At 45.9% G+C, this 21,308-nt stretch carries 23 protein-coding genes and 1 pseudogene; 4 read left to right on the top strand and 20 right to left on the bottom strand.

Annotated features, from left to right (window positions below):
* Window positions 1–290: 290 nt before the first annotated feature.
* The 3 genes from HNP82_RS03890 (at window position 291) to HNP82_RS03880 (ending at window position 2,550) form a co-directional block, all read left to right on the top strand.
* Complete coding sequence (locus HNP82_RS03890) at window positions 291–1,094, top strand: helix-turn-helix domain-containing protein (RefSeq protein WP_183771719.1); 804 nt, start codon at window positions 291–293, stop codon at window positions 1,092–1,094.
* A gap of 82 nt (window positions 1,095–1,176) precedes the next feature.
* Window positions 1,177–2,103 carry an alpha/beta hydrolase gene (locus HNP82_RS03885; RefSeq protein ID WP_204248290.1) on the top strand — a complete coding sequence of 309 codons (927 nt, stop codon included), beginning with the start codon at window positions 1,177–1,179 and terminating at the stop codon, window positions 2,101–2,103.
* A gap of 21 nt (window positions 2,104–2,124) precedes the next feature.
* Window positions 2,125–2,550, top strand: a complete 426-nt coding sequence (locus HNP82_RS03880; RefSeq protein WP_183771717.1) for an ABC transporter permease — start codon at window positions 2,125–2,127, stop codon at window positions 2,548–2,550.
* A gap of 53 nt (window positions 2,551–2,603) precedes the next feature.
* Here the strand turns inward: HNP82_RS03880 and istB are convergent, their stop codons facing one another.
* The 14 genes and pseudogenes from istB to HNP82_RS03810 form a co-directional block, all read right to left on the bottom strand.
* Window positions 2,604–3,380, bottom strand: coding sequence for an IS21-like element helper ATPase IstB (gene istB, locus HNP82_RS03875; protein WP_177310219.1), 777 nt, complete (start codon window positions 3,378–3,380; stop codon window positions 2,604–2,606).
* 6 nt (window positions 3,381–3,386) lie between these two features.
* Window positions 3,387–4,949, bottom strand: a complete 1,563-nt coding sequence (istA, locus tag HNP82_RS03870) for an IS21 family transposase (RefSeq protein ID WP_183771715.1) — start codon at window positions 4,947–4,949, stop codon at window positions 3,387–3,389.
* Between the two features lie 1,026 nt (window positions 4,950–5,975).
* Window positions 5,976–6,071, bottom strand: a pseudogene (locus HNP82_RS18560) (helix-turn-helix transcriptional regulator); the annotation flags it as partial.
* Window positions 6,072–6,479: 408 nt separating this feature from the next.
* Window positions 6,480–7,841 (bottom strand): HAMP domain-containing sensor histidine kinase, encoded by a 1,362-nt coding sequence (locus HNP82_RS03860; RefSeq protein WP_207720543.1) that lies wholly within the window; start codon window positions 7,839–7,841, stop codon window positions 6,480–6,482.
* Window positions 7,822–8,499 (bottom strand): response regulator transcription factor, encoded by a 678-nt coding sequence (locus HNP82_RS03855; RefSeq protein WP_183771713.1) that lies wholly within the window; start codon window positions 8,497–8,499, stop codon window positions 7,822–7,824. The genes HNP82_RS03860 and HNP82_RS03855 overlap by 20 nt, the downstream gene beginning before the upstream one ends.
* A gap of 211 nt (window positions 8,500–8,710) precedes the next feature.
* Window positions 8,711–8,878, bottom strand: a complete 168-nt coding sequence (locus HNP82_RS03850) for a hypothetical protein (RefSeq protein WP_183771711.1) — start codon at window positions 8,876–8,878, stop codon at window positions 8,711–8,713.
* 329 nt (window positions 8,879–9,207) lie between these two features.
* Window positions 9,208–10,125, bottom strand: coding sequence for an RluA family pseudouridine synthase (locus tag HNP82_RS03845; protein ID WP_183771709.1), 918 nt, complete (start codon window positions 10,123–10,125; stop codon window positions 9,208–9,210).
* On the bottom strand, window positions 10,118–10,654 hold the full coding sequence (lspA, locus tag HNP82_RS03840; protein ID WP_183771706.1) for a signal peptidase II: 537 nt from the start codon (window positions 10,652–10,654) through the stop codon (window positions 10,118–10,120). The genes HNP82_RS03845 and lspA overlap by 8 nt, the downstream gene beginning before the upstream one ends.
* 16 nt (window positions 10,655–10,670) lie before the next feature.
* The gene (gene aroB / locus HNP82_RS03835) at window positions 10,671–11,768 is read right to left on the bottom strand and encodes a 3-dehydroquinate synthase (RefSeq protein WP_183771704.1); all 1,098 of its coding nucleotides are present in this window, start codon (window positions 11,766–11,768) and stop codon (window positions 10,671–10,673) included.
* A 125-nt stretch (window positions 11,769–11,893) separates the two neighbouring features.
* The gene (locus HNP82_RS03830) at window positions 11,894–12,577 is read right to left on the bottom strand and encodes a DivIVA domain-containing protein (protein WP_183771702.1); all 684 of its coding nucleotides are present in this window, start codon (window positions 12,575–12,577) and stop codon (window positions 11,894–11,896) included.
* A 45-nt stretch (window positions 12,578–12,622) separates the two neighbouring features.
* Entirely contained in the window at window positions 12,623–13,258 is a 636-nt protein-coding gene (locus HNP82_RS03825; RefSeq protein ID WP_183771700.1) for a cell division protein SepF, read from the bottom strand.
* Between the two features lie 12 nt (window positions 13,259–13,270).
* Window positions 13,271–13,981 (bottom strand): YggS family pyridoxal phosphate-dependent enzyme, encoded by a 711-nt coding sequence (locus HNP82_RS03820; RefSeq protein ID WP_183771697.1) that lies wholly within the window; start codon window positions 13,979–13,981, stop codon window positions 13,271–13,273.
* 23 nt (window positions 13,982–14,004) lie between these two features.
* Window positions 14,005–15,435: an HlyD family efflux transporter periplasmic adaptor subunit gene (locus HNP82_RS03815; RefSeq protein WP_183771695.1), complete on the bottom strand. Its 1,431-nt coding sequence runs from the start codon at window positions 15,433–15,435 to the stop codon at window positions 14,005–14,007.
* Window positions 15,436–15,464: 29 nt separating this feature from the next.
* A complete protein-coding gene (locus HNP82_RS03810) occupies window positions 15,465–16,412 on the bottom strand; it encodes a TIGR01212 family radical SAM protein (RefSeq protein ID WP_183771693.1) in 948 nt (315 codons plus the stop codon).
* 152 nt (window positions 16,413–16,564) lie between these two features.
* Between HNP82_RS03810 and HNP82_RS03805 the strand changes: the two genes are divergently transcribed.
* Window positions 16,565–16,774: a DUF378 domain-containing protein gene (locus tag HNP82_RS03805; RefSeq protein WP_183771691.1), complete on the top strand. Its 210-nt coding sequence runs from the start codon at window positions 16,565–16,567 to the stop codon at window positions 16,772–16,774.
* Between the two features lie 90 nt (window positions 16,775–16,864).
* On the opposite strand, the gene HNP82_RS03800 is transcribed toward HNP82_RS03805, so the two are convergent.
* The 6 genes from HNP82_RS03800 to minD all read right to left on the bottom strand — a co-directional run bounded on the left by HNP82_RS03800 (window position 16,865) and on the right by minD (window position 21,197).
* Window positions 16,865–17,284 (bottom strand): cupin domain-containing protein, encoded by a 420-nt coding sequence (locus tag HNP82_RS03800; protein ID WP_183771689.1) that lies wholly within the window; start codon window positions 17,282–17,284, stop codon window positions 16,865–16,867.
* 191 nt (window positions 17,285–17,475) lie between these two features.
* On the bottom strand, window positions 17,476–18,462 hold the full coding sequence (locus HNP82_RS03795; RefSeq protein WP_183771686.1) for a D-alanyl-D-alanine carboxypeptidase family protein: 987 nt from the start codon (window positions 18,460–18,462) through the stop codon (window positions 17,476–17,478).
* Between the two features lie 106 nt (window positions 18,463–18,568).
* Complete coding sequence (gene mgsA / locus HNP82_RS03790; RefSeq protein ID WP_183771684.1) at window positions 18,569–18,964, bottom strand: methylglyoxal synthase; 396 nt, start codon at window positions 18,962–18,964, stop codon at window positions 18,569–18,571.
* A gap of 7 nt (window positions 18,965–18,971) precedes the next feature.
* The gene (locus HNP82_RS03785; protein ID WP_183771682.1) at window positions 18,972–20,111 is read right to left on the bottom strand and encodes an FtsW/RodA/SpoVE family cell cycle protein; all 1,140 of its coding nucleotides are present in this window, start codon (window positions 20,109–20,111) and stop codon (window positions 18,972–18,974) included.
* A complete protein-coding gene (gene minE / locus HNP82_RS03780; RefSeq protein ID WP_183771680.1) occupies window positions 20,095–20,388 on the bottom strand; it encodes a cell division topological specificity factor MinE in 294 nt (97 codons plus the stop codon). The genes HNP82_RS03785 and minE overlap by 17 nt, the downstream gene beginning before the upstream one ends.
* A 17-nt stretch (window positions 20,389–20,405) precedes the next feature.
* Window positions 20,406–21,197, bottom strand: coding sequence for a septum site-determining protein MinD (minD, locus tag HNP82_RS03775; protein ID WP_183771678.1), 792 nt, complete (start codon window positions 21,195–21,197; stop codon window positions 20,406–20,408).
* Window positions 21,198–21,308 lie beyond the last annotated feature (111 nt).

The following is a 21,308-nucleotide window of genomic DNA, read 5'->3' as shown; positions in this document are numbered from 1 at the left end:
CCTGCCCCATTCCTGCGGCGTGTTCCAGCGTTGGCACGCTCCCCGCAACTTCGGGACATTTTGTCCCGAAGTCCGGCTCATTGCGGTGCTTCCCCAGCCGGGGTATTCCTTTTCGGACGGTCATTCTGTTTTCAAGGTGCTGTCCATCGATGAACTACCCTAAGTCTACACGAAAAAAATGCAATCCCCGGAATTTTGCGAGAATTGCATTTTGATGAAGTTTACACTTTGGAAATTGCATTTTTGCAATCATTCTGTATAATGGAAGTATGCGGAGGAGGTGCGTGTCTATGGCTTTACCCGGAACACCCGGACAGCGGATTTCTGATTTATGCAACGGGAACCACATCACACAAAAGGAACTTGCGGAGAAGATAGGTGTTTCCGCTTCCCAGTTGAGCCGCATTGTCAGCGGTGAAACGAGAACGGTCAGCAGTGACATTCTCATGGGAGTGGCAAAGGAATTTAAGGTATCGACGGACTACATACTGGGCTTGTCCACCGTGAGCGTCCGCAAAAGCTATGATATTTCTGAATTGGGCTTATCCGAGGGAGCCGTGAGGGGGCTTGTGACGGGCACAGTCGATGTGCAAATCCTCAATCGCTTACTGGAACACAGGAACTTTCCAAAGCTGATAGATTTGATACGGATTTATTTTCAAGACACGGCGGCAAAGGGGATAACCGCAAGAAACCAGCTTATCGAGATTGCAACAGCTTCCCTGTCCGACCTGATGAAAGAACACCCGGAACACAGAACAGAAGCAAGACAGGATTTACAGCTATTGAACGCACAGAAGATGGGGGAGCATGAAGCGGAGATTGAGAAAATCAAGAGCGTGTTCCTTGCTATCCTGCGGGATATTAAGAAAGACATGGAAAACGGAGAACAGCCGGGGGAAGCTGTAACCGCCGCCATGTTTCAGACCATGCGGGACGCATTGACGGAACAGAAGCAAAAACCGATTTCTGTTGATGATGTAACAGCAATGATTGCCGGACAAATCGGACAGCTTGCACCGATGGACGAGGAAACCTCCGACTTGTTTCAGAAGTTGGCGAAGAAGCTGATAGAGCAAATGGAGAAGAAGTAATAGACTATTCAACAATCAGAAAAGGTGTTACAAGTGAATTAGTTTTCACTAATCATTTGATAAATAGAAAGGAAGTCGTATTATGAGTATTCGATATAGTATAGCTAAAAGTGCATTACGGGTATTAGGATTCAAAAAAATGTTTCAGTTGCCATTGAACAGACTCATAATAAAAGCAGAACATCTTAACAAAAATCGAAATTTTCAAATACCGAAAAATCGCAAGTATATTTATAACGATATTCCTATAATGAATGGGAAGTATCATTGTCTGTCTATTCAGAAACACCAACAACGGACAGAAAAAGCAATATTATTTTTCTTTGGTGGCGGAATGATTATTGGTCCAGATGGGGGTGACGTAAAATGCGCCGGGGAATATGGGGCGGACTGTAATATGGATGTATGGTTTCCTTATTATCCTCTTTGTACTCGAAATAGTATTTTAGAAACTTATAAGATGGTGTTTGATACTTACCGAAAAATGGTTGCGGTTTATGGCGCAGAGAATATTACGCTACTCGGTTTTTCGTCTGGAGCAGCTTTAGCTATTGGTGTTTGCCTATACAACAACACTTTAGATCACCCCTTGCCTATGCCGCATAGAATTGTGGCGTGTTCACCGGGGTGCTGTCCTGATAGCAATGTGCAACTGAATAAAATGAAAGAATTAAATGCAAAGGATATTATGGTAGATGTTGCTTTTATGGAAAATGTAAGAACACTTATGCAACATGGCGAAAGTGTTCCAGATTATATGCTATCAGGTACACTCGGTAATTTTAAAGGCTTACCAGATATTCATTTTTGGTATGGTAGCGACGAAGTGCTATATGCTTGTGCTGAAAATTTCGTAAAAGCTTGTAAAGCGGAAAATGTAACCTATACATTAAATGTGGGAAAGGGAATGTGTCACTGCTACCCGATGGTATCTTTTTTTCCAGAAGGGAAATCAGCGCATAAAGAAATATGCCAGAAAATTTGTGAAAATAAAAATATTAAATTGTAAGTATTATAGGAGCATTAGCAAATGATTTTAGCAATCGAAACTATAATTTTATGTATTATCTTTTTTCTGCTTTGTTTTGGTGGAACAGGCACTGATGATAAAAATTTGAAAAGCTATTCATCTTATCCAGATAAGGTGCAAAATCAAATAAAGGAAATTATAGAGTATCAGGGACGCTTTAAAGAAAGCAATAAAATAATAGTATTTATATCGAATTTTCTGCTATTCCTGCCTCTATTTTTCATATTAGGATTGTTTATTAGAGAAAATAACTTTTATCATAATTTATTTTGCCTAAATATAATTGGACAAAGCCTGAATATATTTGATTTGCTAATCATTGACCTTTTATGGTGGAGGAATACGAAACGTATTCGCTTTATGTATATTACGGTAAAAATGTACCCCTGTTCCGGAGGAACGGATACCGGAAGTCCGGAGCTATGATACCGTGAGTCCGGAACAGGGATACCGCACTTAATTAATTGTTACCTGCGAGTTTACTCGCTTAATGCTGGATCCAACCCGTACACTTCCCGCATGGATCTGTAATTCGCAGGATCTGTCGGGATGATGTTGATCTTATATGCATCATGCTTGATGCGATCCAGGATCGCCTCCGCAAGGGGACTGTCATCTCCGCCAAGCTGATCATACCAGCCATTGGAATCATACTGGGAGCAGAAGATGGTAGAGGATCTCCTGCGTCTCCGATGGAGAAGCTCCAGAATGTCATGCTGTTCGGATTCAGTTGGTTTCAGCAGGAGCCATTCATCAATGATCAGCAGGACCGGGTTGGCATATTTCCCCTGGACTTTCTTGTATGTGCCATCGTTACGTGCCATCTCCAGTTCCAGGAGCAGATCCGGAAGCCGTACATACTTCGTTTTGTAACGCTGCCTGCATGCTTCCATCCCGAACGCACATGCCAGATAGGTCTTGCCGCTCCCGGTTGCGCCTGTGATAAAGAGATTCCTGTGCTCTGTGATGTATTCGCATGTTGCGAGCCGCTCGATTAATGAACGGTTCAGCTTGCGGCCAGAAGTATAGTTGATATCACCAATGTATGCGTCCGGCTGGTCGAATCCGGCGTTGCGGATCAGGCGTTTCAAGCTGTTGCTCTTTCGGTTGCTATATTCGATATCTACCAGCATCCCGAAGCGATCCTCGAAAGATATTTCTTTCATTTTGGGATCAGATATCTGAGTACGGAATGCATCCGACATAGCTGTCAGGCGCATTTCAATGAGTTTATCCATGGTGCTTTGTGTAGTCATAGTTCCTTACCTCCTGTAGTAATCAGCGCCTCTTGTAAGCGCATGGCTGCTCTTTCCTGATTCTGTATGGCTGCCAGTTGTCTGACCTTTGTCGGATACTTCCGCCTGGTCGTTCCCAGTATCAAGGATATTTTTAATACTCTTATAGCTGGGAGTGGCCGTAAAGGAGAGCGCTTTCCGGCAGGCGGCTTCCAGCCGGTCGGCCGAATATTTGTCAGCCAGCTTCAAAAGCCCCATACAGCTGCGGTAGGACTGTTGTTCTACACGCTTGGAGGTAAGGATTGCATCAACTACCTGATGGGTACTGGAGCCGATCCGTTCCGCCCATTTACGGAAGCGGTCGCCGTTCCATTCCAGGTACTGCTGGTGGGAAGTCGGCATGTGCTCTGTAACCGTGCTGTACTGTCCCTTGCGGCCGTACAGACGGCGGTGGGACGCAATCCGGTTGTGGTTGTAAAAAATTTCAATGGTTTTATCTGTAACCCTCACATCAACTTTGCGCTTTATGTATTCATGCGGAACTGAGTATAGCATTCCGGCAAAGGATATGTGATAATTGAACTGAACGGTGGCTTGTTTCCATTCCGCCAGTTCGTAAGGGGTGGCAGGTAACGGTGCCAGTAATGGCAGTTCTTCGTCGCGGAAGATCTCATACCGGCTGCCCTCCTTCTTTTGGAAGGGGCGTCGGCTGAAAACTTCCAGCTTCTGACGGATCGCCCGGTTTAACTCACTGAGGGAAAAGAACTGCTCATTGCGCAGGGCTGCTGTGATCCAGGTGGAGATATTGCCTACACTGCCCTCGGCATTTGCTTTGTCGCGAGGGGCTCGGACGCGGGCTGGTATGACTGCAGTGCCATAGTGTTCAGCCATTTCCTGATAAACAGCATTGATCCGCTGATCCTTCCAACTCTTGTTGTGATCCACGGCAGTGCGGCAGTTATCCGGCACCAGGATCTTAGCGACACCGCCAAAGTACTCATACATGTGGACATGTGCAGCAATCCACGATGGCTGCTTTTCGTCCATGAATGCTTCCACATATGGATACTGGCTGTAAGTCATTACTCCTACGAAAATGTGGGCGTCCAGGATCTCGCCGGTATCCGGATCAATGATATGTGCCGGATCTCCAGCCCAATCTACCTCAACCTGCTCTGCAGGTTTGCGGTTGATATGCATGGTGGCACGGCGCTTCTGCTCATCCTGCTGGATGTAATAGCAGAATTGGGAATACATAAGTGGATCATCACCGGCAAGGCGGCATTCCTCAAGGTACTCTGTCCAAAGGAGTTTCTTGTTCACGCCATTGCGGAGAAGTTCCTTTCGGATATGAGCGTAATCCGGCATCCGCTTAGTTGATTGAGACTGTTGGCGATTTTCCTTCGGGAACAACAGCTGCTCAATCACAGCGTCGGTCTGGTTGGGATCAAGCGGCCAGGAGATACCTTTTTCTCTGGCAGCTTTTAAAACCTTGTTGACTGTTTTTTTGGAAACACCGCAGCTAAGCGCAATGTTCGTCTGACTGAGATTCAGGCTGGCAAGCCTGATGATCTCGCGATATTTGGTCATATCAGCTGACCTCCTTATAATGTATTTACATCAGAAGATGCATACATACATTATAATCGAGGCAGCTTACGGTTCCCATGTTGTCGGAATGCCGGTTTCTATACAGCGGAATTACGGTTTCCTTTATTCCGGAATACCAGTTTCCATCTTCCGGAATCGTGGTGTAAAATCACCCGGAATACTCACTTTACAAAAATACCTGAAAAAGAATTGTATCAAAATCCGCAGAAACATATACAGTCGTTTATTCGAGGATTTATCTTGTATCTGATAATCGCCATAATAGACGGATATATATTGACGCTATTTTAAGGATAAAGATAGCAAAGCCAGCCGAGCCAGTCAACGGTCAAGATAAACGGCGCATTTCATGCGCCGCCGTTGACAGTCACGCCCGTCTTTGCTAAAGGGTAATCAATGCGGGAAAGCCCTAAAATGGCTTCCCGCCCATTTCAATTTTTAGAAAAGAAACGCTCCAAAATCAGAAAGAGAGCGGCCAAGCACTTCGAGAGATTGGCCGCCTTGTCCACCCATTCAGCGGAACGGCAGGCGGCGGTCAAGACCGGGTGCAAACCCGTTCATTTCAGTCTTGACGGTTGCCCGCTGTCCTGCTATTTTTCCGGGAGTGTGGCCACAACTTCGGGACACTTTGTCCACAAGTCAGAGCGTAGGACGAAGAACGGGGGTGTTCATATACGCCCTGTCTGCTGTCGAAAACAGACCTGCGCTTGCGGCTCCACGCCACACAAGCACAGCCCTGTTTTCCTGCCGCTTCAAATGCCCTTGCCATCCCCGGCGGCAACGGCATTTTCACGGCAACGCCGACAGAGCGTATAACACACTACACTTTGCTTCGCAAAGTCGTGTGCCAAATGGGGGCGTTGCCCCCTTTGGAAACCCCCACAAGAAAAGGCGGTACGCTACCCCCCCCTCCACGGGGCGCATACCGCCTTTTCTTGTTATCCAGCCCTCCGGCTGCATCGGTTGAGCAAAAGTCAGCGTGGGAATGGTGTGGTATCTTTATCTAAGTGATACCCCTTGCTCCCATTTAGAAACGGTTTGCCGCACGACGTCCAGTTTAACAGCAAGTTCCTGCTGCGAAAGCCCTTTTGATTTTCTGATTGCAGATTGTCATCCCAAACGGCCACCTGTGCCATATTATCCGGCCAGCGTGAGTCATATTATCCGGTCGACCATTAACCATTATTCCACGGTACTCTTGACATGAGCCTCCATCACACATGATATTCTGGCAAAGCCGGCAAACCAGCACCACAGGCGGATTTGCCAAGGCAGAGAGCCTATCATGTGCTACTCATGTAAAGAGCCTTTCGCGGCATAACGGTTAATGGCCGGGGATGTCCCGGTCTGGCCGGATAATATGGCCCTGATGGCCGCTAAAGGTGGCTGTCTGCATGATTGCCTTAATATTCTCCGACAACATTAAGAAACTCACTCCTTCACCTTAAGTTCTTACTGCTATTGTAGGTCAAACCGCCCGTTGCCACAAGCAACGCACATTAACATTCACTACAAAAATGCCGTAAACCTTACGCCAGCTTCCGTATTTTCCATGCAACAATCAATCCCATGATGTTCTAAAATCATTTTGGTAATATAAAGTCCCAGACCACTGCCGCCGCTGTTCCGGTTCCGGGATTTATCCGGCCGGTAGAAAGGTTCAAAGATCTGCTTCAAATCCTCCTCCGGCAGATGAACGCCGCTGTTCTCTACAGAAAACAGACTGTTCTTTAATGAAACGGTCACCCTTGCGCCTGCCGGGGAATAGATCACTGCATTGCTCAATACATTATCCATCGCCATCTCCAGCAGACGCCCATCCCCACGGTAATGAACTTCCGGCTGGATGTCCATAGTAAGATCCATTCCTTTATCTTCCATCCGCCCCATGATCTTCCGGCATACCCGCTCTGCCATCGGACTCAGATCCAGATCTGAGCAGGAAAGCTGAAAATCACTGCCGCCCATCCGGGCCGCCATAAGGATCTCCTTCACGATTTTCCCCATATCATCGGTGATTTTCAGGCAATGGCGCAGATAGGCATCCCGGTCCTTATACTCTCCTACCTGATAGAGCATCCCCTCCAGTTCCCCTTTGAGGATGGCAATCGGTGTTTTTAATTCGTGGGAAACGGCAGTAAAAAAATCAATCCTCTGTTTTTCCTGCTCCCGCTCCCGTTCAATATCCTGCTGCAGCTGTTCATTGGCGGCCTGCAGACGTTCCATTGTGCTGCTTAACCGCCGGGCCATTTCATTCAGGCTGGCGGCCAGTACACCGATCTCGTCTTTTCGGTTGACTTCACACTTCCAGGTCATGTCCAGGGTAGTCATCCGCTTTGCCACATTGCTGATACTGACCAGCGGCCTGGAGTAGTACCGGGAGCAGACCACCGCCCCAATGACGGAGATCAACACAATCACACCGGCGATAAAGGGGATCAGCTTCAGGAGAAGATCATAGGACTGAGACACCGCGACCAGTGACGCATTGGAAAAAAGCTGATAGGTCTGCCCGCCTTGCCTAAAGGATGCCCAGCAGCTCATGGACGGCGCCGAAAGATCCAGATTTTCCATATTGGCATAATTTACGGAAAACACACTGTTCCCATTGGCATCGGCAATATCCACCGAAGCATTATTGCTCATAGAAAATTCCATGAGACTTTGTGAGCTGGCTTCCCATCCGTTTCTTTCCAGTTCCTCCACAAGATCATAGAAATCGGAAGTCACCTGTCCCTCCAGTTGGGAATGATAATTTCTTGGAAGAAAGACCATGACCATTCCATAGATGATCACACAGCAGACCACCAGCAGCGCCAGCATACTGATAAAGGTTTTAGCCTGAATACTTTCACTGATTTTCTTTCTCAATTTTATATCCCACCCCTCTGATCGTTTCGATATAATCCACGCCCAGCTTCTTCCGGATGTTCTTGATATGGGTATTGGCGATCTTCTCATCGCCCACATAATCATAGCCCCAGATGCTGTTTAAAAGTTGTTCCCGGGTCACCACCCGGTTGGTATTTTCGAGAAGGAACTTTAAGATCTCAAATTCTCTGGTGGTCAGGGATACACTTTTTCCGCCCACAGATACGGAAAATCTGTCTGCGTCCAAAGTCATCTCTTTATATCGGATTACATGCCTGTCCGGTACAAAACTCTGATCTGTCCGGCGCAGGACCGCTTCGATATGCTTTACCACCACCGGCATGGAAAAAGGCTTTGTAATATAGTCATCCGCCATGGCGTCAAACCCCTTCATCTGACTGACATCGTCATCCAGCGCCGTCAGCATGATAATGGGTACACGGCTCTCCCTGCGGATCATCTCGCAGACAGTAAATCCACTGATCTTTGGGAGCATCAGGTCCAGAAGTACCAGATCCGGCTGCTGCTCGCGAAACAGCTCGATGCCCTCCAAGCCATCCTCCGCTAAAATAACGTTATATCCTTTATTTTCCAAAAACGCCTTGATTACTCTTTGGATAGCTCCTTCATCCTCTATAACTAAAATCACTTTTGACATTTCTTGCACCTCCAACAGTAGTGTATCACAGGAATGTGGAGTTGGGGTGGAGTTGGAATACTTTTTTCAGACAATCACAAACTTTCCTGTTCTCGAAAAAAGATTCCGGACATTTCCAATCATCCGGAAGTGCAAAAAGAGCAGGAACCGCATTGGATTCCTGCCCAATTAAATTACTTACCTATTTGGACTTTTCTCATTCTGTGTACCCTCACACTTCCTGTCCTTCATCGGATTTCCCCATGTACCGAATATAGTCCTCCCATGTCTCAATCTCCGGATGCTGATCATACCATTCCCGTATATGGTGTGCCGATTTGTATACCCGCTCGATCTGTTCCGGCGTCAGATGAAGCATCTCCTGATAGAGCCTGTGCATCTGCTCCTAATTCAGAACTTGTTTTCCCTGACTGATAACCAGAAACTATATTTTTTCCTTCTTCAGGAGTAAAGTTCCGCCGATAGGACTATTGGAGCTACTTTACTACCATATTGCCAAAACAGTCCATTTTCTTATTGCTTTTACGGAATGGCATGAGACAATAGGTTCAAATGAAACTTTCGGATCACTCAACTGTTTTGAATTAAGGATTGTTTGACATTTTTTCGAGTCTACCTCTGAAAGTGCCATAAATAAAGCAAAAAGAACCGTCCTGTAAGAGCAGGCTTTTTCAAAGCTTTGCCCTTACAGGATGGTTCTTTTTTATATTATTGTTTCCTTAACTTTTCCAGCAGATTTTTAAAATAGTCCGGCAGAGGGGCCTCAAATTCCATATACTTTCCTGTAGTTGGATGGATAAAGCCGAGAATCCGGGCGTGGAGTGTCTGACCCTGAAGGGAAAAGGGACATTTTGCCGGGCCGTAGACCGTATCTCCCAGCAATGGGTGTCCGATGCTGGACATGTGGACACGGATCTGATGGGTTCGTCCGGTTTCCAGGGTACACTGGATATAGGTGAACTGGCCGAAACGTTCCAGGACTTTGTAGTGGGTGATAGCTTCACGACCGTTTTTGTAGTTGACGGACATCTTTTTCCGGTCATTGACAGACCGGCCGATGGGGGCGTCCACAGTTCCCTCATCTTCAGTGAAATTATTGTATACAATGGCTTCATAGCGTCGGGTGATGGAATGCTCCTTGAGCTGCCCAGCCAGGCTTAAATGGGCCCGGTCATTTTTGCAGATGACAATAACGCCGGTGGTGTCTTTGTCAATGCGGTGGACGATGCCGGGACGGAGAACGCCGTTAATGGCCGAGAGCTGGTCCCGGCAGTGATACATAACCCCGTTGACAATAGTATGGTTGGGGTGTCCGGGGGCAGGATGTACCACCATATTTTTAGGCTTGTTAATAAGAAGAACATCCTCGTCCTCATACAAAATATCCAGGGGGATGTCCTCCGGTTCCACATCCAGTATTTCCGGCTCCGGAACGATGATCCGGAGCCGCTGGCCGGGGACAACTTTGCAGTTGGCCTTCACCGGCTTTTCGTCGGCAAAGACATTTTCATCCCGGATCTGTTTTTGAAACCAGGAGCGGGAATACTGGGGGAATTTTTCCGAAAGAAATTTGTCAATGCGTGTCCCCTGATCCTGGGGGTCAACCAGAATTTCAAGGTCACTCATGGCGGGACTCCTGTTCATTTTCGGAAGATTTGGACTTTTTAGAGTGGAGGAAACCTAAATCGTCATCCCTGTATTTGAAAATAAAGAGAAGGACAAAAAATACCGCCGAGCAGGTAATATAGATGTCCGCCATATTAAATATAGGGAAATTAATAAGTTTAAAATAAAAAAAATCAACCACATAACCCTGAAAAGCCCGGTCAATAAAGTTTCCGATGGCCCCGGCGAAACATACAACCACAGGAATTTTCATAAGAAAATATTTTTTTCCGTGAGGGATCTTTCCGTAAAACCAGATCAGGGCAATGCCAATGATCACAGTGAGGATATAAAAGAAGATCTGCTGATTCTGGAAAATACCAAAGGCGGCGCCTCTGTTTTCCAGATATTTCAGCTCAAAGACTCCGTCCCACAGGACAAGGGGGTCTTTTCCCATTAAATACTTGACGGCAAGGGCTTTCGTGCCCTGGTCAATCAGGCATAAAATCACAACGGCAATGAGGGAAATGCCATATTTTTTTAGTTTCATAGTGTCTCCTTTAAATTTACCTGGCGCCGATAAAGCGGGCCGCGTCCAGGATCTGAGCCTGTGTTACAGTTCTGTCAATAATGCCGTGGCCTTCCGGGGAGAGAAGTATAAATTTAATGGTCCCGGCTTCCATCTTCTTATCCAGTTTTGTGGCCGCTGCGATATCTTCAGCGCCTAAAGGCCCGGATTCCGGAAGGCTGATGGGAAGATCAAAGTCTTTGAGTGTTTCCAGGATGTCTTTAAATGCCGTCTGGGTGATCATGCCCCGCTCACAGGAGATCCAGGCGGCGGCGGCCATACCTATGGCCACGCATTCTCCGTGGAGCCAGGAAAAGTTTTCAAGCTTTTCCACCGCATGTCCCAGGGTGTGCCCGAAATTTAAGAGCGCCCGCTCTCCCTGCTCCTTAGGATCATTTTCCACAACATTCTTTTTGATCTGACAGCTTGTGTAGACAAGTTCAGACAGGATGGAAACATCACGGCTTAAAATACCTTCTCTGTGGTCTTTAATCCAACGGTAGTAGTCCATGTCTTTGATCAGGCCGTGCTTGATGATCTCTCCCATACCTGAGAGAAACTGTCGGCGGCTTAATGTTTTCAGCACAGAAAAGTTCATGTAGACAAGTTTTGGCTGGTAGAAAGCACCTACCATGTTTTTGTAGGCGTTAAAATCAACGCCGGTCTTGCCGCCGATACTGCTGTCCACCTGTGCCAGAAGACTCGTGGGAATCTGGATAAAATCAATGCCCCGCAGGTAGGTGGCCGCTGTGTAGCCGGTCAGATCACCCACAACGCCGCCGCCGAGGGCGACAAGGAGATCTTTCCGGTCAAACTGGTTCCGGATCAGACATTCATAGAGATCCCCCACAGTGGAAAGATTTTTCTGGGCCTCCCCCTCTGGAAAAATAAATTCAGTGACTGCCGGGCAGACCTTGGATATGGCGGCCTTTACCGTGGGAAGATAAATATCGGCCACATGGCTCTCGCTGACAATGCAGATTTTCCGGTTTTGTGATCCCAAGGAGGGAAGAACATCGGTGAGGCCTTCAAAGCTGTCAGTAAATAAAATATCGTAAACCGGTTTGCCAAAAGCATGTACAGTTAATGTTTTCATTGGTTTGATCTCCTACTATAAAATGCCGCGCACTGAAAGCCGCGGCATTTTAGTGTTTTGATATATTTTGCGCCGGCCAGTCTGGCTAGTGTACTGTCTCATCCACATTTTTGGCCGGCCTGTAATTACTCAGCATCAATATTCATGTCTTTTGTGTCACTGTCTTTAAACAGGCTGGCGAGATCACCAATCTGGATATCATTATCGTCCAGTGTTTCGTCCTCATCCTCAGGTACGGCAGCTTCATCTTCGTGAGCGGCGCTCTCCTCTGGGATGTTCTGATACTGGACTTTGGCGTTAACCGCGGCAGTATTTTGAGCGGTCTCCTGTTCAAGATTGGCAAAAGCATCTAAGGAAGCAATCTCGATGTTAAAAGACTCGCTGTCCAGAAGTTCTGCCTGGGCCTGGGCCAGAGCTTTAAACTGGGAGCGGTAGCGCTGATACTGCTGAAGCAGTTCCACAGTTTTTGCATGAATATGATCCAACTCGATCTTGGCGTCTGCTACAATGGACTGGGCCTTCAAGACAGCTTCCTGTTCAATGACCGTAGCGTTGGTCCTGGCGGAAGAAATCGTTTCCTCCGCTGTCTGTTCAGCGAGGACGAGGGCTTTTTGAAGAGACTTTTCAATACTGCGGTAATGATTGATCCCCTCATTCAAAGTGCCAACCTTGTCTTTCAGTTCCATATTTTCTCTGTATAAAGATTCATAATCAGATGTCAGTGTAGAAAAAAAACTGTCCACATCGGCTTTGGAATACCCCATGCCGCTTTTAAATGTTTTACCCTGCAAATCTACGGGTGTAAGCATATTCTATACCTCCCAAAAATAGTATATCAAAAAATCATTGGCTATTTATACGTTGAGACGGAAAGCGGACATGTCCACCTTGGACGCGCCGTTTCCGGTAAGGACATTTTCCATATCTCCGGAAATATCAATGCCTGACGGAGTGACAATGAAAATATAACTGGAAACTTTCTGAATGTTTCCAGACATAGCGTAACAGGCGCCGGATACAAAATCAATGATCCGCTGGGCAACTTCCACGTCGATGCCTTCAAGGTTGACTACAGCGGCCTTTCCTGTGAGCAACACGTCGCAGATCTCGCTGCTATCCTCAAAGCTGGATGGCTTCTGGATAGACACTTCCATTCCTGCCCCCCGCACACTTGGCTGTTTCATGGGAACAATCTTACTGCTGCGGGCAGCGCTTGTCCGGGATGAAGGTCCCATGGACGGTGCTGTGGATGCCGCCGATGAAGAATAATCCCGTGAGGAAGACTCAGAAGATGATGAAGTCTTTGTATGGCTGCGGAATGTGGTTTTCTTCTTTTTCGGAGCGGGTTCCTCTTCCACATCGTCATCATACTCATCATAATCGTCTGTATAGTCATTATAATCATCGGCATATTCATCATCATAATCGTCGTCATAATTATCGTCGTTTAACCGCATCATATTTAAAAATTTATCTAATCCTTTGCCCATAGATCAAATCTCCTAACTTACATAATTTCTTTCACCAAAAATTCCAGTGCCTACCCGGACCATCGTCGCGCCTTCCTCGACAGCAACTTCATAGTCCCCGGTCATACCCATAGATAGGACACTCATACTAACATTATCAATGTTTTTACTTTTTATGTCAACAGCTAAATTTCTTAATTTTTTGAAATATTGTCGATTATCTTCCGGATTTTGAGTAAAAGGGGCGATAGTCATTAATCCACGGATACAGACATTTGGAAAAAGGGCGATCTCTTTTATTGTATCCAGAAGAGCCTCTGGGCTTATGCCAAATTTGCTCTCCTCCCCGGAGACGTTGACTTCAATGAGAATATTCGCCCGGACATTTTTCTTGGCGGCCTCGTCCTGGATTTTCTTGGCCAGATCCACAGAATCCACAGAGTGGATCAGTTCGGCCCGCCCGACAATATATTTTACCTTATTTTTCTGTAAATGTCCAATCATATTCCAGTGGAGGGGCTGCGAAATGGTATCCATCTTCATAGTCAGCTCCTGAACTTTGTTTTCGCCAAAATATTCCATTCCAGCCTGAGCGGCATATAAAATATCTTCCACAGGTTTGGTTTTTGAGACTGCGATGAGAGTAACCTCTGCCGGGTCTCTGTGGCTTCGCAGGCAGGCTTCCCGGATGCGGGACTGAACCTGCTCAATGTTGTATTTAATCTCCTGTTCTCGGTCATTCATTGAGAAACATCTCCTTCAATTAGTTAGTATATGATCTCATCTTCGGACACACTTGAGGCGTTAAGGATGATACGATCGTACAGTGACACCCCGTAGGATGTGTTTTTATCTACAATACAGTATTCGTCATTTTGATACAAAATCTCAACGATACGGAAAATGGCGTACCCCTGATTGACGTTATAGACGCCGGTGAGCTGTCCGGTCTGGGCGATGCGGTAGAGATCATCGGAATCGGTCTTTCCCACATAATCGCCGACCTGGAACTGGGACGTATCCACATAACAGTAATTGCCGTCGTTGGCGTAAATATCCGTTTTATAAAACTCAGCGTGGGCATCGCCGTTGGAGTCATAGGTATACTTATAAAACCCGGACTCACTTGTATTTTCGTCGGTTACAAGGTAAGTGGATGGAATCATGTAAAAATCTTTTTCCACAACAGCGGAGGCAGGTATTTTTAAGCCTTCTGCGGAATTGGCGATAATCTCAATGTCGATATAGCGGTCAGAAATATAGCGCACCATATATTTGGTCAGAGTGAGGCAGGCGTAATTGCCTTCTCCGTTGGAAAAGACTTCCACATCAGCGCTTGTCTGCACATTGTCTTTGGAAAAGCGCACCGTGACAGAGGTTTGTTCTGACAGATTTCTGGCCTGCTGTGGCGTCAGCTTGATAATAATGGACCAGTCATCGTCGGTGATGAGTTTGTAGGCCGGCTCCCCGCTGTCGATCCACTGGTTGGATACAATTTGTTGCTTTTCATAATTATTAGAATTAAACATATCATCGGTGATTTCATCCCTCGTCAGCCCTTCCATGCCGTCGTAGGTGTAACTGATAATACCGCTTTTTTCTGAAGCAACACTCTCATATTCTTCTCCGGCGTTTTGGAGAGCCGTGATGTTATGGTTGCTTAACGCCTCGGAAATCTGGTTTTGAAGGTCATATTTAAAAGTGTACAGATCAGAGTATTTGCTGTCGGAATAATTGGCGGTGTAGAGTGAGATGATCCGGCTGATATCTGAATAATCGGAACTGTCAAAGCCGGAAAAATCTGAGGCTGTATCCCCGCTCTGATCGGAAGCGGCCAGCATATATACGTTTCCGTCTTTTGCCACTTTATCGCCGTTATTGACATAAAAATTAATATATCCCGAACCCTTTGAATAGACTACTTCCTCGCTGCGTAGAATTATTCCGGTATAATAGCCGTTGTCCACAATACTTCCGTTCTGCACTTCCACAACAGAGACAGAATCTTTGCAAAGAGCAATGATCACATTAATGATCAGATACACAAGTATGATAAAAAAGATGATCATGCCAATATTTACAGAAGGCCGCCGCCGTCTGACCGCTGCCGTTTCTGTTGTCTGGCTTTGGGACGGACGGCTGTCTTTTGATGGATGCTTTTTTCTTTGGGTATTTGTTATATTATTTTCAGAACTCATAGTTCACTCCTTTGCTCTGGGCCTGTCCTTTAGCCCTTTAGCAATGCGAGACAGGGCCCGTTCATATAATGACACAGGTCTCCCTGAAAGATATCTTTCTCCTCAAGGATTTCCCTCAGCCTGGCGTCCAGTTTCCACCAACTGTGTCCCCAGTTGGAAAAAAGAGCATCCTCCTCAGGGATTCTGGAAAAAAGCCGTTCGATGATCATGTCCGGCCGCACATACTCCAGGAATACGACAACACGTTCAAGATATTCTTCCTGGGAGCAGATGGTAAGTTTCCCAGCAAGATAATCTTGGGCCATTGGGGAATTTTTTGCGATGTAAAGGGAATGGAGCTTTGCCATCTGAACCGGAAGGACAGAAAGGATCTTTGCCGTCTCGATCACATCATCAACGGTATCTCCGGGGAGATTTAAAATGACATGGGCGCAGACAGTAAAACCATATCTGGAGATCCGCAGTATTGCGTCAATAAACTCCGCGAGGCCGTGTCCCCGATGGATTTTTTTCAGGGTGTGGTAATTGGCTGTCTGAAGGCCAAGCTCTAAATGGATGGCAATCTCTGTATCCTTCTTAAAATCAGAGAGCATGGTCAATATATCGTCACTGATACAGTCCGGGCGGGTGGAAATGGAAATCTCCACAATATCTTTCACGTTGGCGGCCTGGTATAAATAGCCTTTCAGTGTATCCGGCAAAAGAAAAGTGTTGGTATAATTTTGAAAATAGGCGATAAATTTGTGGGCCTTATATTTTTTCTCAATATGTTCTTTATTTTCCAACAGTTGTCTCTCCACGCTCATGTGGGAATCTCTGGCTTCAAAACCTGTGCCCGCCGGAGCGCAGAAGGTGCAACCATTGCCGCCTAACCGGTTCGGGCAGGTAATAGGGAGATTTACCGGAAGTTTGTAAACTTTCTCACCGTATAAATTTTTCAGATATTGGGAATAGGTATGATATCTTTCGGATTTCATGGGAATTCGCTCCTGTTGAAAAATCTAAGGGTTTCGTCATTCATTATAAACGTTTTTGCCAGATAAGAAAACCCCTTCCGAATAAAAACTTTTAATCTGTGTATACTACATAAGGAATATCATAACTATTCAATTGCAACAGGAGGTATACTATGAAAAGAAACTGGCTGGACATACTGGCGCTGCTTCTTGTTATTATCGGAGGCATAAACTGGGGGCTTGTAGGATTATTCAGATTTGATCTTGTAAGCTTTATTTTTGGAGATATGTCCATGATCACACGGATCATTTTTGCCATTGTAGGCATCGCGGCCATCTATTCCATTGTTTTATTCTGGAAGCTGCGGACGGAGGAAGAATAACTGCCTGCCGGTCATATTACACAAAATGCCGTACACATTCGCGTAAACGTGTGTACGGCATTTTGGTCTTTACGTGTAAATTTTAAAGGTTTATAAAGAAATAACAATTTTATCTCTGAACTGTTCTGGGATATTTTCGGCATCTATGGAGATACTGATGACAAAATCCACGTTGAAAGCGTTGGAAATATTTTCCAGTTTAGTCAATACGTAGCCTACATAGTCGTCTGTGACACAGGAAATACTTAAAAAGCTGTCCAGATACATCGCTTCAAGGTCATGATCCTGAGAGATCAGACCGCAGACAAAGCCCAGGAAACTGTCATAGTTATCCAGGGGATAATCTTTCACATTGATAAGACGGATTTTGTTGCTGAGTTCATACATATGCTTATTATTTTTATCAAGATAAACTATATTGCCCTTGGACCCCTTTACAGCATCATTTACCTTTTGAATAAGATACTTTGTTTTTCCTTTACCTTTTACACCTGAAATAATTTGTATCATCGTACTCTCCTCCTAGTGTTACAATTTTATATATGAGTAACCTTTCAGAACGGCGTATCTTCCTGGCAGGCTTTAGTCTGGCAAGAAGTATCGGATGGACATCCGATGTGAAAAAGCTGGCCTGAATTGTTACATATATTACTGGATATATAAGATACCATAATTATAGTACAAAATACACAAAAATACAATCAGTTTTTCTGAATCATTGATAATAAATTACTCATTTGTTGATACAATTCCGGCTTGTCATCACCGCCAAGAATCAGGGCAATGTAGGGATTATCCTGGTTATCGGTGGTATACAGGATCAGACAGGCGCCGGCGTTGCCTGTGGTGCCTGTCTTCCCGCCAAAAATGTTGACGCCTTCGGGAGGTGAGTAATCTCCGGTAAAGTAGAGATTGGTTGTGTCAAAAGTCTTGCTCACTGCCTCGCCGGAAGCGCTGGTATAATTGACAGTATACTCGCTTTGGCTTATGGCGTCGCGAAACTCCTCATACTCCATACAGGCGGAAAACATGAGATACAGATCATAGGCGCAGCTTAAATGTCCATCCGCGTCCAGACCGCAGGCGTTGACAAAGTGGGTGTGCATGGCGCCCAAATTTTTTGCCTCGCTGTTCATAAGATCGGCAAATTCCTCGATACTCCCTGAAATGTAAATCCCTATAGCGTTGGATGTATCGTTTCCGGAATAAATGAGCATACAGTAAAGCATGTCCCGGACGCTGATCTTATCCCCAACGGCGAAACCGGCCATCTGGGCTTCAGGATTATCCACGTCGATCATCTCCTGGGTGATAGTAATCTCATCGTCCAGATTCCCGTACTTGAAAACAAGAAGGGCGGTCATAAGCTTTGTCAGACTGGCCGGGGCCACTGGCTGGTAAATATTTTTGTAGTACAGCGCCTCTTTTGTGTTGGTCTGTATCAGCAAAGCCGCCGTTGTTGGGATGGTGCTGTCTGACAGGGACGCTTCATTATCCTCAGATGAGACAACGGCAAGATCCTCGGCAAAGCCGGAAGCCTTACCAGGCTCTACAAGGCTGAGGACATCAGAGCTTTGAAGCAGATCCATCTCAGAGTATTTATTTAAGAGGGCCGCCGATGGCTGGCAAGCGCATAAAAGTACACAGATACAGCAGGCGGTGATCAGTAAGGGTCCCTTTTTGTTCATAGCTTTTCCCTTCATTTTGTCAGATTTTCGTCACTTTACGTTGTCATTTTACGCGAACTACTCAGCCATGCCTTTTTTAGATTTTAGCGGCCGAATCGTTGGCGTTTTATTTATAAAACTCCCGCCATTCAAGATCGCCTCGGTCCAGAGCTTTGATGAGAAGCTCCGCTGTGGCCAGGTTGGTGGCGATAGGAATATTGTGCATATCGCAGAGTTTTACGATTTCGTGGACGTTGGGTTCGTGGGACTGGGCGTTCATCGGATCTCTCAAAAAGATCAAGAGGTCAATATTGTTATGTTCGATCTGAGCCCCGAGCTGCTGCTCTCCGCCAAGAGGGCCGGGGAGAAATTTGTGTATACTCAGATTGGTAACTTCCTCAATACTTCTTCCGGTGGTTCCTGTGGCATATAACTCATGTTTGCTTAAAATCCCTCTGTATGCGATACAGAAATTCTGCATCAGCTTCTTCTTCGCGTCGTGTGCAACTAATCCGATATTCATAAAATATCTACCTCCTGTTTCTTTGTAATCCCACATTTAAAACTAAACCAATACCTATAAAGTTTGCCAACAGAGAACTGAGCCCGTAACTGATAAATGGAAGGGGCAGTCCGGTGTTTGGCAACAGAGCCGTCGCCACGCCAATGTTAACAAATGCCTGGAAAGAGATTATGGCAGCGTAGCCGCTGGCGATCAGGCGACCAGTCATGTCCGCAGCATCCCTTGCAATCAGAAGACATTCGATAACGACGAAGAGCAAAAGCCCGATGACAACACAACTTCCCACAAATCCCAGCTCTTCTCCTAAAACTGCGAAAATGAAGTCGGTCTGAGGCTCAGCTAAAAAGTCTCCTCCTTTTACGGACGTTAAAGTGTTGTTGTTCAATCCCTTGCCGGTGAGCATACCGGAACCGATGGCCATGACAGAATTGTACTGTTGGGCGTAGGTTGTCAGCAGGTATTCTGATGGATTTAAAAAGGTCATAATACGGGTCTGCTGGTACTCATCCAGAAGGATCTGAAAGGGCTGAGTGACATACCATAAAACCAGAGCCCCCAAAGGAATGACCGTAACCAATATTCCACCGACAATTTTATAACTTAAACCGCCTACAAACATCAGAACACAAAAAAGGAACACAAATACAAGTGTCGTTGAAAGATCCGGTTCCTCAAAAATGAGAAAAAGAGGAACCGCATATAGTATCCCTGTGATCAAGATCGTTGAAAAGCGGCTGATCCTGTCTTTATTATCATTGATAAACTTGGCGAAAATGATCAGCATGAGCATCTTCGCGAATTCTGATGGCTGCAAGGTGCCAAAAGAACCAAGTGAAAACCATCGGGTCGCCCCGTTTACATCAATACCTAAAAGCAGGACGGCCACAAGCATCACTATATTAATAGCATACAAAATCCACTGAAAATTTGCAATAAATTTATAGTCAATTAACGAAAAAAATATCATTAAGACGACGCCGACACCAATACCAAGGAGCTGTTTCGAGGCAAAACCGTCCGCTGCGCTGTTGATGGTGAGAACGCCGATAATACTCAGGGCAAGTACGATGAGGACAAGTCTTATGTTATATTTTCTGAAATCATATTGCAAAAGTCCGTGTAAAAAATAATTAAATCGCTTTATCATATTTCTCCTGTAAACGTAAGGGCCTGGCATCCCGAAAAGGTATCCGAGCAACAAGGGACGGAACCCCGTCGGCAGTGTCCACAGCCTGTATTATCTCGATATCAATTTTTTCTGTATCTACTTCTACATATTTTGTCAGGACGGTTAAAAGATCATTTCGTATATTTTCAAGTAACGCCGGTGAGCAGCAGGCGCGGTCAGATACGAGGACAGCCCGCAGACGATCCCTGGCAATGTTGCCTGAAGCCCGCCGGTGAAAAAAACGCCAGAATTTCATGTACAAAACCTCCTTTGTCAGACTCTTCCAAACAGGTTTTGCAGTCGGTAACGAACCCCTCTCTTACATTTGTATGTAATAACAGGAACATTATTTCCGAGGATGCGCTGGCATATATCCCGATAAGCCTGACCGGCCATAGTGTTGGAACCAACCAGCGGTTCTCCCTGGTTGGTAGATATTACGACACTCTCATCATCGGGGATTGTACCAATCAGCTCCAGGTTAAGGATATCCACCACATCATCTACCGACATCATGTCTCCCCGGCGGATCATATCGTAGCGGAGACGATTGACGATAAGCTGAACCCGGTTCAGACGGTACTCTTTTAAAAGACCGATAATGCGGTCCGCGTCCCGTATGGCAGATACTTCAGGTGTAGTGACTACAAGAGCCCGGTCCGCGCCGGCTACAGCGTTTTTAAATCCCTGTTCAATACCGGCCGGACAATCCAGGATAATATAGTCAAAATCCATGCGAAGCTGGTCAATAAGTTTTTTCATCTGCTCCGGGGATACGGCGCTTTTATCTTTGGTCTGGGCTGAGGGGAGCAGGTAGAGATTGGGATAGCGCATATCCCGAATCAGAGCCTGCTTAATACGGCAGCTCCCCTCGATGATATCTACCAGATTATAGACAATGCGGTTTTCCAGCCCCATGACTACATCCAGATTGCGAAGGCCGATGTCGGTGTCAATGAGAATAACTTTTTTATTCATCATAGCCAGGCCTGTTCCAATGTTGGCGGAAGTGGTCGTCTTCCCCACGCCCCCTTTTCCGGATGTTATTACAAATACTTCACTCATAGCGATTCCCTCCAAAATGATTCGATTTGACTCTAGCCCTTTAGGGCGGTATCTTAAAGGTATCTTCCATGGTGTTTTTTTCTGTATGTTTACCAAAACCATGGGGCACGG

This window comes from Catenibacillus scindens (assembly GCF_014202115.1).
Taxonomy (GTDB): Bacteria; Bacillota; Clostridia; order Lachnospirales; family Lachnospiraceae; genus Catenibacillus; species Catenibacillus scindens.
The sequence above is the reverse complement of the archived record's forward strand: the minus strand, read 5'-3'. Positions and strand labels throughout refer to the sequence as shown.